Source organism: Asticcacaulis benevestitus DSM 16100 = ATCC BAA-896, assembly GCF_000376105.1.
GTDB classification, from domain to species: domain Bacteria; phylum Pseudomonadota; class Alphaproteobacteria; order Caulobacterales; family Caulobacteraceae; genus Asticcacaulis; species Asticcacaulis benevestitus.
In genome coordinates, this window is record NZ_AQWM01000039.1 from 1 (window position 1) to 13,132 (window position 13,132).

The 13,132-nt window shown below is 58.4% G+C and carries 12 protein-coding genes; 2 read left to right on the forward strand and 10 right to left on the reverse strand.

Going from position 1 to position 13,132, the window contains the following annotated elements; all coding sequences use genetic code 11:
• Positions 1-205 (forward strand): transposase (locus B060_RS0120355; protein ID WP_018083658.1); only part of this gene is annotated, 205 nt, incomplete at its 5' end.
• A gap of 535 nt (positions 206-740) precedes the next feature.
• On the opposite strand, the gene B060_RS0120360 is transcribed toward B060_RS0120355, so the two are convergent.
• The 3 genes from B060_RS0120360 to B060_RS0120370 form a co-directional block, all read right to left on the reverse strand.
• The gene (locus tag B060_RS0120360) at positions 741-1,040 is read right to left on the reverse strand and encodes a type II toxin-antitoxin system RelE/ParE family toxin (RefSeq protein ID WP_018083659.1); all 300 of its coding nucleotides are present in this window, start codon (positions 1,038-1,040) and stop codon (positions 741-743) included.
• Entirely contained in the window at positions 1,037-1,303 is a 267-nt protein-coding gene (locus B060_RS0120365) for a type II toxin-antitoxin system ParD family antitoxin (RefSeq protein WP_018083660.1), read from the reverse strand. Before B060_RS0120365 ends, B060_RS0120360 begins: the two co-directional genes overlap by 4 nt.
• Before the next feature lie 380 nt (positions 1,304-1,683).
• Positions 1,684-4,323, reverse strand: a complete 2,640-nt coding sequence (locus B060_RS0120370; RefSeq protein WP_035423627.1) for a glycoside hydrolase family 31 protein — start codon at positions 4,321-4,323, stop codon at positions 1,684-1,686.
• Positions 4,324-4,827: 504 nt separating this feature from the next.
• Between B060_RS0120370 and B060_RS0120375 the strand changes: the two genes are divergently transcribed.
• Positions 4,828-5,892, forward strand: coding sequence for an alpha/beta hydrolase (locus B060_RS0120375; RefSeq protein WP_018083662.1), 1,065 nt, complete (start codon positions 4,828-4,830; stop codon positions 5,890-5,892).
• Positions 5,893-6,020: 128 nt separating this feature from the next.
• On the opposite strand, the gene B060_RS0120380 is transcribed toward B060_RS0120375, so the two are convergent.
• The 7 genes from B060_RS0120380 to B060_RS0120410 form a co-directional block, all read right to left on the reverse strand.
• Complete coding sequence (locus B060_RS0120380) at positions 6,021-7,958, reverse strand: NPCBM/NEW2 domain-containing protein (protein ID WP_018083663.1); 1,938 nt, start codon at positions 7,956-7,958, stop codon at positions 6,021-6,023.
• A 38-nt stretch (positions 7,959-7,996) separates the two neighbouring features.
• The gene (locus B060_RS0120385; RefSeq protein ID WP_018083664.1) at positions 7,997-9,016 is read right to left on the reverse strand and encodes a glycoside hydrolase family 43 protein; all 1,020 of its coding nucleotides are present in this window, start codon (positions 9,014-9,016) and stop codon (positions 7,997-7,999) included.
• A 74-nt stretch (positions 9,017-9,090) separates the two neighbouring features.
• A complete protein-coding gene (locus B060_RS0120390; protein ID WP_023447428.1) occupies positions 9,091-9,450 on the reverse strand; it encodes a hypothetical protein in 360 nt (119 codons plus the stop codon).
• A 262-nt stretch (positions 9,451-9,712) separates the two neighbouring features.
• The gene (locus B060_RS28130) at positions 9,713-9,880 is read right to left on the reverse strand and encodes a tryptophan 7-halogenase (protein ID WP_330217089.1); all 168 of its coding nucleotides are present in this window, start codon (positions 9,878-9,880) and stop codon (positions 9,713-9,715) included.
• A gap of 174 nt (positions 9,881-10,054) precedes the next feature.
• A complete protein-coding gene (locus tag B060_RS0120400; protein WP_018083667.1) occupies positions 10,055-11,545 on the reverse strand; it encodes an alkaline phosphatase in 1,491 nt (496 codons plus the stop codon).
• 26 nt (positions 11,546-11,571) lie between these two features.
• Positions 11,572-12,450: a FecR family protein gene (locus B060_RS25355; protein WP_018083668.1), complete on the reverse strand. Its 879-nt coding sequence runs from the start codon at positions 12,448-12,450 to the stop codon at positions 11,572-11,574.
• A 32-nt stretch (positions 12,451-12,482) separates the two neighbouring features.
• Positions 12,483-13,073, reverse strand: a complete 591-nt coding sequence (locus B060_RS0120410; protein WP_236621677.1) for an RNA polymerase sigma factor — start codon at positions 13,071-13,073, stop codon at positions 12,483-12,485.
• Between the last annotated feature and the right edge of the window lie 59 nt (positions 13,074-13,132).

Below are 13,132 nucleotides of genomic sequence, written 5' to 3' on the forward strand. Positions count from 1 at the left end.
CGAACGGCTCAACGGTGAAATTAAACGCCGATGCGACGTCGTGGGCATCTTCCCCAACGATGACGCCATCATCAGACTGGTCGGCGCAATCCTGCTCGAACAAAACGATGAATGGGCGGTTCAACGCGGACGCTATATCACCCTTGAAACCATCGCCCAAGTGAGCGATGATCCACTACTCAGCATGCCAGCAGTGGCCAACTGACGACAAACCCGGACCTGTTCGGAAAACACTGAAGCCAGGCGCTCAGTTACACCACGTACCGGGACACGATCAAGGATATTGATAGCTGTGCGTTTGCATTGAGACGCGGAAAAATCTGCGTTAACGAACGGATTTTTGCCGCCAAGGGTGGATTTCGCAACAATTCGCTGCCCTGGACATTTAAATTGGGCAGCCCACTCGCCGAGAACGCTCGCAAACTTGCGTCGAAATTCCCAAACAAGCTTGAAACACCTGGCTAGGGTGTCATTCTCCTTCGAACTGAGCGCCCGGACGACAGAACCGAGACGTTGCTCCTATCTGTTGCCCGCGTTAGCAAAAAGCGCGGCAAAGACGCAACCGCAAAGCTGGGTTCCTCTGAGACCTTAAACACTGTCGCGGAAACCAAAGCGCATATCGCGGCGAATATAGCGCCGCGCCTGTCTGCCTAAATCCAAGAGGTAAAGCGGACGTTCGCAATGAAACCGTGACTGTTCGGATATCACAAAAGACGCCGAGGCCATTAATCTCCGCTCAATTAGCCGTCTCCAAACAGCACACTCTCATAGTCCTGCGAGCCCTGTAGGATCGCATCAATAAGCACGTGATCGCCCTTTACCGTGTAGATGATGAGGTAGGATCGATAGGGTTTGCGGCGATGGCCGCATTCTTCATAGCGCGGTATTAGTGGGTGAGCCTTTGGATGATCAGCTAACACAAGCGCTGAATCGCGGAGTTCGCGCATAATACTTATCGCCCGCCGGGGATTATCTTTGGCGATATAGTCACCGATCTCCTCAAGCCCGCGCTCGGCTTCATCCGAAAAAAGGACCCTCACAAGTCCCCGCAATCCTCAGCCATTTGCCTGTATTTCGCTTCCAGACGATCAAACACTTCTTCTGCCGGTTTGACACGACCAGCCTTTACATCGGCACGGCTGCGTTCCAGAGTTGCGTCCAGCGACGCGAGACGACGCTCCCGCTCTTCAATGATGCGCAGACCTTCACGCACCAATTCGCTAGTGTTATTGTATCGACCGCTCCGCACCATCTGGGCCGCGAAGCTCTCGAAATGCTCACCAAGATAAACGGACGTAGCCATCACAAGCCTCAATATGTACTAATATATCGTACATCACTCGCCTAAGAAAGGCAAACGCCTGTTGTTAGATTCCATCCCTCTTGGCGTTTCCACCCAGGATGTGCGACTGAACCATATGACACCATGCTCGGCATCATGAAGACCTGCTCGAAGCTCAAGGTCTCATTTTACAGGTTCCTTGGAGACCGCTTTGGCGTCCAAGGCGCACCAACAATTGAAAACTTGCCAGCACTCATAAGGCTCGCAGCAATATAGTTGCACGGGAATTTGCACCGGTTGCACAAGGAAGCCTGTAAGATACCAATTTTAAAGGATTTTTTCCACGAACCCATACCCTCGTAGAGGGTAAATGGTGCCTGGAGCCTCCCCCTCGTTAGAGGTCATTTCGGCAAGATGATGCAAATTTTTGCCCCTTTATAGTCGAGCGCGATCCCCCCCGTAAATGCCAGAGGTGTTTGTCCAGGCCGCACCAGATGAACCCTAAACCGTCTGGTCTCTAACATGCCGGAAAACGTCCCCATACGATCCCCGATGGTGAATTGCCGACGGGCTTCGTTCCACGACATGGGAATGCGCGAACAGGCTTTTTTCTCGTAGTCGTAAGTCAAACCATCGTCTTCGTAGAGGGTGAACGCACCATCCTGCCCCGGACAGACAAACAGGTCGATCTCCTCGCGGCGGATATTGGCGGTAGATTGCACGACAGGCCCAAGCGGGATGATGGCGCCTGCGGGCATGTGAAGCGGAATTTGGGCAAGCGGCGCCGGGATATCATGACGTTGTCCGCCTTCGCGTCCTTCTCCGCTCCACGCGTCAAACCATCCGCCTTGCCTTTGCGGCAAATAGACCGGCCAGCGCCCGACGCCCGGTTCCAGAACGGGCGCGACATGCAATGCCGGGCCGAACATATAGCTGTGGGACTCCTCCAGCGCCTGCGGGTCGTGGGCAAAATCGAAGACCAGAGGCCGGATGATGGGCGTGCCCGTGCGGTGGGTCTCGGCGGCGAGGCTATAGGTATAGGGCAGCAGCCTGTAACGTAACTCAAGGAAGGCCCGCGATAGGGTTTCGACCGTCTCGCCGTAGCGCCAGAATTCCGTGTTGGTCATATAGCCATGGACGCGCTGAAGCGGCAGGAAGGTGGCATATTGAAACCAGCGCATGAAACGCTCGTGGTAAGCCGGATCGCTGTACTGGCCCTCACCCGGCCGGAAAAAGCCGCCGGCATCGACGGTCCAGTAAGGGTAACCTGCTGCCGCCATGTTCAGGCCTGCCGGGATCTGCCGCTTCAGAGTTTCCCAATCATGGCCGATGTCCCCTGACCAGGTCGCTGCAGCATATCTTTGCTGACCGAGAAAGGCCGATCGCGTCAGGACCATGACGCGGCGGTCGGGGAAGTCCCGCCTCTGTCCCTCATAGACGGTGCGCGCCACCTGAACCGGATAGATTAGGCGGATTCGCTCGCCCGCGCCCGCCGCGGTATCGCGGCCGTCCAGATCGTCGTTTTCCGGTTCGGTCGCGTCCTGCCACCAGGCGTCAATACCGAGCGCGGCCAGCTTTTGACTCTGGTTCTCCCAGTAGAAGGCTGCTGCCTTCGGATTGAAAAAGTCGACCCAATCGGTCTTCGGAATGTAAAAGCCCTGACGTTCGACCTCCTTGCCAAGCAGAGTATCGCGCGAGACTTTCGACCAGACGGACAGCATGAAACGCATGTCCATGCCGTGAAGGTTTCGCACCAGCGCGGCAGGGTCCGGATAGTGGTCTTCATCGAACTGCATGGCGTTCCAGCCGTGCTTGCCCCAGTATTGCCAGTCCTGAACCATGATATCGACCGGCAGCTTGCGTTTGCGAAACTCGGCCGCTGTCTCCAGGATTTCATCTGAAGAATGAAACCGCTCCCGGCAATGGATGTAGCCATAGGCCCATAGCGGCATCATCGGCGTTTCACCGGTGAGCGCGCGATACCCCGCCATCACCTCCGCCGCTTCGGGGCCAGCGATCACCACATAGTCGAGGGCGTCCGCCACAGTTGAGCGCCATACAGTCTGATCACGTACGGCATCAAAGCGGATGGACGGCGCGTCCTCTTCATTGGCCACCACCTTGATATCATGCGATCCCGCCGAAAGGTCCGTGATGAAACCCGCTGTCGGCGGCAGCCATAGATTGCTGAAATCGCAACAGGCGACACCGTCGATTTCGACATAGTGACGGGAGGCCATCTTGCGACCGATATCGAGCATGAAGGCGAAGCGTCCTGTCTCTTCAACATCAAAACGGCCCGTATAGGTCGCCATGCGCCGCGTCACCTGAGCGTTGCCGCCTGTGGTCGTGACATTGGCGCTTTCCGCTTTTGCGTCAACATCGGCCCGTTTCAGAGCAATCGGGCGCGACGGCGGGTTAAGCTCGCTCATGCCGGTATTATGCCACAGCAGACCATAGCCCTTGCTCGACAGAACAAACGGCAGGCTGATCTGGGTATTGACCTGCGTCAGCCGCCTGGGCAAACCACGGATATTGAGATAACCGTCCTGGAAGCAACCTGTCCCGAAAAGGCGTTCGTCAGCCGGTGATTGAAAGGTCTGCTCGGCCACCAAGGTTGGCTGGCCTCTGACGGTTGAAGACGTCAGACGCCTTGCCGACTCCTGCAACAGAACCTTGCCCGACGCATCAAGAAAGCTCAGAGTTTCGGTTTGATCGTTCCAGTCGCAGGTTATGTGCGCGAGGCTGAGCTTTCGTCCCTGGCGGGTCTGCGTGACTCGAACCCTCGGCTTGGAGGCCTGCGTCAACAGGATGGAACTTGTTGTTGCGGCAAGGCGCGATGAGGGGACAAAGCGAACGCGAAAAGCGCGATCTGTCAGGGCGATCACCTCTAGCGACCCGCCGGGCACAGCGGCGATAAAATCGGGCGGACTATGCGTGGCGGCCAGCAGGTCGCCGCCTGAAAAAGCCGCGGCGGCGGTTGCGGCGCCCGCCATCAACAGGTGTCTGCGGCTGAGCGCAAGAGGCTTCGAGGTCTGCATATTCCGTCCCTTTTTATAGTTATCGGGCGTCAGTCTGGCGCAGTGGTCAAGCCAGAGGCCTTTCATACCCGTCCAGGCTTTTCGCCTCGGTTGTTTCTATGCAGAACAATCGCACACTGGCTTCCAGTGTCAAATATGAAATTAACTTTCGCCAACCTTTCTGTTTGCGTTTGATCCTGCCCTTTGATTGAGCGTGACCACCGGTAAAAGCGCCTTTACAAATATAAAATGTCTGAGTTAATGCTCGTTGGCGAAATTGCCCTAGCTTCAAGGCATCTAAGCCGCGTGTATGACAGCGTTCCGGTGCTCGGTACTACACCGTACCTCAGGCCGCCCGTTACCTAAACCTGACTCATCACGGGTTGCGCTTCCGCCAACTTATGATGCGGCAGGTCCTAAAAGATAAGCCTAAAAGGCAAACACAAGAGGAAGATGACATGCGCTTCAGGCATTTTATCTATCCGACAGGCAAAGTGGCCACTAGCGCCACATAAGGAAACTGACATGAAAATCTCTGCTCTCGCCGCGCTTTTGCTGCTGTCCGCCACACCCGTTTACGCCCAGCAGCCCGCACCTCCCCCCACTGTTGTACCGCCGGTCGTTGCTGGCGCAGCGCCGGTCATCGTGGAAAAAATCAAGGTCCACAGCCCTGCCCTGGAAGGCAATCTGGAAGGGGAATCGGCGGATCGTGACGTTATCGTCTACCTGCCGCCCGATTATAAGAGCCACCCCGAAAAGCGCTATCCGGTGGTCTATGCTCTGCACGGCTATTCGATCAGCAATGAGATGTGGTCGAATGAGATCAAGACGCCACAGACGATCGAGGGCGCCTTCGCCACCGGCACCAAGGGCATGATCGTGGTGCTCCCCAATTCTCGCACCCTGCATAACGGCTCGATGTATTCCAACTCGCCGACTGTGGGCAATTTCGAGGGTTTCATCGCGCATGATCTGGTGGCCTATATCGACGCGCATTACCGCACCATCGCCAACCGCACGAGCCGGGGTCTGGCCGGCCACTCCATGGGTGGTTACGGCACCACACGCATCGGCATGAAATACCCTGAGGTCTTCAGCGCCCTCTACATCATGAGCCCGTGCTGCATGTCAGCGCGCGAAGCCCCGCCTACCGAAGCGCTGAAAGCCATCGAAGCGGTAAAGACCCCCGAAGACGCCACCAAGCTTGGATGGGGCGAACGCGCAACGCTGGCCGCCGCCGCCGCCTGGTCACCGAACCCGAAGAACCCGCCGCTCTATCTCGATCTGCCGGTCAAGAACGGCCAGCCCCAACCGGACGTTCTGGCCAAATGGGCCGCGAATGCGCCACTGGCGATGATCGATCAATATATTTCCAACCTGCGCCAATATCACGCCATCTCAATGGACGTCGGCGATCAGGATGGCCTGAAGACCGATACAGCCAAGCTGCACGAAACCCTCGACACCTATGGGATTGCCAACGGTTTTGAAATTTACAGCGGCAACCACGTCAGCAACGTCGCCGATCGCTTCCAGAACCATGTGCTACCTTTCTTCGGGAAGAACCTGGTCTTTGACGGCAAAAAGTAATCGCCCTCGTAGAGGGCATGCGGGCCGTTCCAGTTGGAACGGCCCGTTTTTTTATGGCTCCATACATACGATCGTGACTAAGGCTTTCGGTCGTAAGAGGGCGCATAGTGCGTCCCTGTCTGGTGCCGTTACCTTATCAGCGCGGCGTCGCCCCAGGTGACCGTGGTCGGCTGAACGCTTGGCGCGCCGCCGGGACGGGCTACCAGTTCCAAAATTTTCACGCCCTGCACATCCGCCGTCAAAAGCTCAGGCGCTTGTCCAAAATGCAGAGGTTTCGAGGTCTTCAGAAGTTTGCCGTCGCCATAGAGGGAGAAGGTGACCGATTGAGTCGGATTGAGGGTCGAGTCATCGATCCCGACCCGCGCTTCAAATCGCCGCTCGCCCGCCAGACGCACCTCAAGGCGCGAACCGGCCAGAACACCCAGGCCGCTGGCAAAAACCTGGCCGCCAACCTGAAGCGACCGGCCATAGGGCGTGGAATCGGCCTGAGCGCCGCCCCAACCGGCATACATCGGCAGATCACCGCGGCCGTAGGTGCCACCCCACGGGCTAACCATCCGGTGAATATAGGGATCAGCCTGAGGCACGACGACACCGTCCTCGGCCGGATTTACACGCCCGGGCACCTCTGACAGGTAGGTGCCGCCGGCCAGGGCGTGCGCCCCTTGCGCATCAAAAATGAGCGTCTGGTGCGGCTCGACGCGCAGTTTCAGGTCGCCCTTGAAATCGGGCAGCGTGGCCTTCGTCCACAGGTCCTTGAGACGGATCGTGCCATCCGTTGCATATTTCAGATGCGCGGCAGTCAGGTTGACATCGCGGGCCACGTCGCCGCGATTGAAGATGGCCACCGCCTTGTGCGCCGGATCGCTCCCCAGAGTCTTGACGAAAATCTGCACATCGTCGGTGTCATAGGCGAGCACGGCCTGGTTACCGGCCGGATCCTGATCGATGGCGATGATGTCGGCATTGCCGAAAATATCCATCAATTCCTTGGGCGCCTTACGCAGGTCATATCCGATGATCAGGGGCGCATTGATCATGGCCCAAAGCGCGAAATGCGATTTCGCCTCGGTCAGATGGTGTTCGTCAAAATCGCCGTGACCGACGAACAGCATGTCCGGATCATTCCAGGTGCCCGGCTTGGCGTAGAGGGCACGGGTCGCTGCGCTGTCGAAATTGGTCAGCATACGCGCCCAGGTCGGTGTCAGGTCGTCGCTGGTCCGCGACAGGTTGCCGACATTCTTGCCCCAGGCCCGCACATCAGCCGAACCCCAGGCACAGATCGAATAGACAAAATCGCCGTCCGGATTGTCGCGCTTCAAGGCTTCGCCAATCTCGCCGTAAAGCTTTTTCACCTCGGCCACATCGGTGCGGTTGACCGACTGGAAGTCGATCAGCGGCCCCAGGGCGCGATACTGGCCGCTTTTGACTTTTTCAGAGTCGGCGGTGAAGGCCCGAACGCCGCAGCCGTCCACCTTGATGAAGTCAAAACCCCAGTCGGCGAAATAGAGCTTCATGTCCTGCGACATGTGACCGTAGAGGCCGACCTCGCGCTCAGCCACCGAGCCTTTGGGCAGGTTTGGCGTGTTCGGTCCGCCATAGGCCTGCGAACATGAGTTGCGGCCGAGGTCGGAATAGATGCCGGCCTTCAGCCCCATGCTGTGGATGCGGTCGGTAAAGGGCTTGAAACTGGTCTCGTCCGCACCGCCTATGGCGGCCGAGGGGAATATCGCGCTGCGCACCTGCATGCGGCCATCTGTTTGCCGGCGCTTCAGCCACCAGCCGTCATCGATATTGATATAGCGGTAGCCCTTGGCGGCCAGACCGCTTTCGATGATGGTATTAGCGGAATCAAGCACACGCGCCTCGGTGACGTCCGTGCCGAACGCATTCCATGAACTCCAGCCCATGGGCGGTGTGGAGGCACGGCCGGCGGTATAGGCGCTCCATTGGCCTGTCGGCGCCAGGGGATCGGTTTTGGTGGTTTTAGCCTCAACCGACAGGGCTGACATCGCCAGAACGATGGCGACGAGGCTGCAACGACCAAGCAGGTTTAGAGATTTCATAAGCCCTGATCTTTCAATTGTTTGGATATCCGCGCGTTTCAAAGGGCTTTCGGCGGCAGGCTGACACCCGCCTCCGACTGCACAACCGGCTGGATCGTTCCGTCTGGGTTATAGTACAAGTAGTCTAGGCAGACGCAGCGACGCCCTGTGGCGCCGGCTTCGCCATTAAGCGTCAAGGTCGCCTTGTGGTAAAAGAGGTACCACTGATTCTTGAATTCGATAATGCCGGGATGGATGGTAAAGCTGTTCTGTGCCGTCCCGGTGATCAGGCCGCGGTAGGTCCAGGGACCGGTAATGGCGTGAGAGGTGGCGTAAGCGATGTTTTCCGCGTGCTTTTCCTTATCCATACCCGCATAGGTCAGATAATATAACTCGCCACGCTTATGCAGCCATGGGCCTTCGACATAGTCCGGCAAGTCGAATGTGCCGACATCGCCATCCAGTTCGATCATATTGGGCTTAAGCTTGGCGACATAGCACTTGCCATTGCCCCACACCAGCCAGGCGGTGCCGTCCGTATCGATGAAGATGGTCGGATCGATATCGTCCCAGGCATGAGGACCGTTTGGCGTTGTCGTGTTATTGCCAATGAGCGCCGTCCCGCGCGCATCGACAAAGGGACCTGTCGGGCTATCTGACACCGCCACGCCTACGGCCTTGCCCTTATCGGACGTGTCATGCTCGACCGCTGCGTAAAGATAAAACTTGCCGTTGGCGTAGGTCACTTGCGACGCCCAGGCATCACCGACCGCCCACTTGAAATCGGTCGGCTTCATGATGGCGCCATGCGGCGTCCAGGTCTTCATGTCGTCCGAGGAATAGGCCAGCCATTCGGCCATATTGAACAATTGTTGGCCATGCGCTTCGTCGTGGCCGACATAGAGGTAGACCCGGCCGTTATGAACAAGCGGCGCGGGATCAGCCGTAAAGGCGTTGGTGATGATCGGATTGCTGCCGGGCGCAGGCGGGACATCAGCAGCGCTGGCGCGGGCAGCCAGAAGGGCGAAGGTGCCGCCGCTCAGTATGGCCAGTGACTGGCGACGCGTTGGGTTGGTCATGGTATTCCTGCTCGATTTATGGCGTTGCTGCTTCGCAGAAGGGGGCTATTGCTAGATATATTTGCGCTCGAGGGTCAGTCGGTCATCGCGGCAATAACCGCAATTTGATCCTGGAATCTCTGGCCGGCGGCGTTGCGGCCCTTCCGTTGCCAGTCCGGCCAGTTGACCACAACCTCGGCCGCGATGCCGCCCTGGCCGACGGGGATAATGACCAGGGCTGCCGGCAAGCCGGTCTGGCCGAGTTTTTCCCCGTTCAGGGCTGCTAAAGTCTTCGGGCGATACACCCCATGCGCTGGCAGGGTAGCGTCTTCTTCACACATCGCCGGATAGGCACCACTGCCCTGCTCACCCGTAACTTCAACACCAAGTGCCGGTGTGTCACGCGCCACAACTTGACCGGAGGTCACAAAAAGTCCAAGGGCGATGAGGGCCATTAGCCTACGCGAATGTGACGCTAAACCCGAAAAGCCACGCAAACGCTCACTCATAGCATTGCCATGCTTCATCATGTTTCCCACCTGTTTTTATAATTGTCGGACTATTGATACCGCTACCATAGCGCGGTGGTGCCGACAAGACAGATTCCTGTAGTGCAGAATGACGAAGTCGCGCAGTTGCTCGAATTCGGCGCATATGCCGGTTACGTGCGACCGCACACACTCTGGGGGTTGGGGTCTGGCCGCGCAAAACGGTTATCTATGCCGCCAACGCGCACATACCGTCATGGCCGATGGGATGCGGATTGCCGCCGGCGCGGCTGTGCAACCAGTGTCGGTGAAAATCTATAGGGTTCATATCAACGCCATGCCTGCCGAACGGATGGATGTAGCCGTCGCCCTTGCGTCTCCAGTCGACACAGTCAATGCCGAGCTAGAAGGTGGCTTGCGTCGCCTTCATCAACTCGTCTTCCTGAATGCCAGGAAGACGAGTTGATGATATCGGGGATGATCGCTTCATCGTGGCTCGGCCACGTGCAGATGCGGGCGCAGACCGCCTCATCTTCCAGGGCCTTCATACCGCACCCCTCGTTATCCCGCCTTAAGGCTGTACCCCCAGCGCATAGGCCATGACCTGATAGATGTAACTCGACTCGACCGTTCCGGTCAGCAAATGCGCCTGCGGACCGCTGGCATAGATCGGCACATCCTCGCCGGCGTGCTGGGCGCTGTCGACATAGGTTTGGGCCGACTGGGTGTAGTCGGGGCTTACGGCCTCGTCCTCGGTTGGCGTGGGTCTGGCTACGCCGTCCTTAGGACCGCCAGGGCCGGTGGCATACGAGAGCGTGGTGCGCCCATGACCGTTACCATCCAGTTCGTCCTTGCCATGATTGCGCGCCAGACCCATGATGGGTTCCTCGCGCGTTGACCCCGCCGAGAACACAAGGCCATGGCTATGGTCCGCCGTCACAATGATCAGGGTATCGGCGGCGTTGGTTTTCTGCATCGCCACCTGGACGGCTTTGGATAATTCATCCACGTCAGTCATGGCGCGATAGGCGTTGTTCTGGTGATGCCACTTGTCGATGGAGGCCGATTCCACCAACAGGAAGTAGCCCTTAGGATTTTTCGCCAGCACATCAATCGCCTTGGCCGTCATGTCGTCGAGGCCAGGCACATCGTAATGCTGCGCCGTATCGACCGGCGACGGCAGGTCTCCATCGGCGAACAGACCGAGCAGATGGTCGGTCTTTGTTGCATCCACCGCCTTGAGATCGGCCGCGCTGCTGACAAACTGCGCGCTGGGAGACTGGCCCTGCCATTCTTTCGTCAGGTCACGGCCATCGACGCGGGTGCCCTTGCGCGGATCGGTATCTGGCAAGAACTTGGTCAGATCGCCGCCCAAGGCCACATCCATGCGGATGGCGGCAGGCGCTTCGACCAGTTGTCGCGCCAGATCAATGCAGCCGTTTTCAACCGCTTCGGCTGTCAGGTCGCTGTCGGCGCGCCAGTTGCGATACGGTGTGTGACCATAGGCGCCCGCCGGGGTGGCGTCGGTGATCCCGGCCGTTGTGACGACCCCGGCCGACAGGCCCTTGAGTTTCGCCAGTTCGGCCACGCTCTGCACCCGCGCCTTCAGCGAGCCACGGCACTTTTTCCCGACGACCGTGCCATCGACGCCGATCGCACCGTTGATCGTTTTTATACCGGTTGTGATCGCCGAAATGCCGTTGGCGGAATCGGTGACCAGTTTGTCGGTCGAATAGGTCTTTGAGAATCCGGTGTAGGGGAGTTTGTCGAACGATAGGTCATAGCTGGCGCCATCAAGCCCGCGCTGCTGGCCGGCGAAGATGCGTCCGGCGGTCACCGAATTGATGCCCATGCCGTCACCGATGAACAGGATGATGTTCCTGGCGCGACCGGTATTGGGCGTGCGCTTGAGGGCCTCGGACAGAGCCTGTTCACCCTGGTAGAAATAGATGTTGGTCTTGGCATCTACGGTCGGGGGAACCTTGTCGGCCGATTGCGCCTCAACGGTCAGCGGCAGGAAGGCCAGCATGGCCACGGTCGACAACAGAGCAAATGAACGCATCACGGGACTTTCCAAAAATTTAAGGGCTATTTCGACAGTTCGGTCGCGCTGCCGGTCGTCTTGGCATCTATGCCGTATAGCTTTTGCAGGGCCATGACGAAGTGATCAGAATCACCGGCGTCGAAAATACCGCTGACCTTGATCGTTTCCAGCCTGCGGTCACTCAGTTTGATCGGCACAGGATTGTAGCGGTTCATTTCGCTCAAGGCCTCGGCCAGCGGCGTATCCGAAAAATAGATGCGATGCTCTAACCAGTTTTCGATGCGCAGGCGTGCCGCCGGATAGCGCGCCACAGCCCCCCCCTCGGCACTCATACGCACCCCCTCACCCGGCGACAGGGACACAACCCCATTACCCTCCACGTTTTTGTCGCGTCGCTGACCTGTCCGGACATGGCCTTCAAGCAGGCTGACATCGACGGTGCGATCCGGCCGCAGATTGACGTCGAACTTCGTGCCCGTCACCCGTACCCGGGTCTCCCCACTGACCACATAAAAGGGTTGAGCATCGGGCTTGTGAGCCACCTCGAAGAAGGCCTCGCCAGACAGCAGAGCCACTTCGCGCTTGTCCTGGCGGACACGCACCTCGATACGGCTATTGGTGTTCAAGGTGACGTGCGAACCATCGGCCAGGGCCACCGCCTTTTGTTCGCCGATAGCGCTTTGATAGGTCAGGGGACGATCGCGCCACATCCCATAGCCGAACACCGCGACCACCAGCGTCGCGGCCAGCGCCCCCCATACGCCGAAAGTGGCGTAGCGCGCGGGCTTGCGCACCGGTGTTACATATTCCGTCGCATCGTCGAGGGACAACAGACCAAGGGCATCCCAGACCTCCTGCAGTTCCGCATCGTCCGGAAAGTCCGCGCTATCGTTGGCGGCGGTTGTATTGCGCTTGTCGGTCATTGATGACTCTGATCGTCCCTGAACTTTGTGAATTATGTTTCGAACCATCCGCTATCCTTAAGTATGGTGCGGCACTGAATGAGGGCCTGGCTCAATTGACGCTGTACGGTGCGCATCGGCGTCCCACTTCTTTGCGAAATGTCGGCCAGACTGCGGCCTTCAACACGATGTTGTAAGAGAACCCTTCGTTCCGCCGGCGGCAGACGCCCGATCGCTTGACGGATCAGGTCGGCGTTTTGCCGCCACCTCACCTCATCAAACGGCGATGGCCTTTCCGTTGCCAGGGCCTCCGGCAATTCAACATGCGCCTCGTTTTCGCGCGTCCGGCGGCGGCGATAGAGGTCCCTCAACACACTGTCCGCCGTCTTGAAGACGTAGGTCGCATTGAAATCCGGCGGCGGCACACCTGTGGCCAGTCGCGAAAGGCGCGCGTAGATATCCTGCAAGGCATCATCGGCATCCTCTGGTTTGACGGCGCGGTACAGATAGCGCTTCAGCCGCGTCCCGAAACGCGCCATGACCTCGTGCATCAGACGCGCGTCATCGCCCAGGGCTGTTACACCCACAGCTTTTGACGGCAAGACCGCATTTTCGAGATCCATAGCGGAACCCGCCCTACTCATGTCATGACCTTCAGGCACAGCATATGCCCCTTTAACTAACAGACGCGCGCCTGCGGCCT

What these genes read in the sequence shown, in the direction of transcription:
- B060_RS0120390 (WP_023447428.1), bottom strand. Translation starts at nt 9,450, where the DNA reads ATGGCCCTCATCGCCCTTGGACTTTTTGTGACCTCCGGTCAAGTTGTG.
- B060_RS0120365 (WP_018083660.1), bottom strand. Translation starts at nt 1,303, where the DNA reads ATGGCTACGTCCGTTTATCTTGGTGAGCATTTCGAGAGCTTCGCGGCC.
- B060_RS0120370 (WP_035423627.1), bottom strand. Translation starts at nt 4,323, where the DNA reads ATGCAGACCTCGAAGCCTCTTGCGCTCAGCCGCAGACACCTGTTGATG.
- B060_RS0120385 (WP_018083664.1), bottom strand. Translation starts at nt 9,016, where the DNA reads ATGACCAACCCAACGCGTCGCCAGTCACTGGCCATACTGAGCGGCGGC.
- B060_RS0120400 (WP_018083667.1), bottom strand. Translation starts at nt 11,545, where the DNA reads ATGCGTTCATTTGCTCTGTTGTCGACCGTGGCCATGCTGGCCTTCCTG.
- B060_RS0120380 (WP_018083663.1), bottom strand. Translation starts at nt 7,958, where the DNA reads ATGAAATCTCTAAACCTGCTTGGTCGTTGCAGCCTCGTCGCCATCGTT.
- B060_RS0120410 (WP_236621677.1), bottom strand. Translation starts at nt 13,073, where the DNA reads ATGAGTAGGGCGGGTTCCGCTATGGATCTCGAAAATGCGGTCTTGCCG.
- B060_RS25355 (WP_018083668.1), bottom strand. Translation starts at nt 12,450, where the DNA reads ATGACCGACAAGCGCAATACAACCGCCGCCAACGATAGCGCGGACTTT.
- B060_RS0120375 (WP_018083662.1), top strand. Translation starts at nt 4,828, where the DNA reads ATGAAAATCTCTGCTCTCGCCGCGCTTTTGCTGCTGTCCGCCACACCC.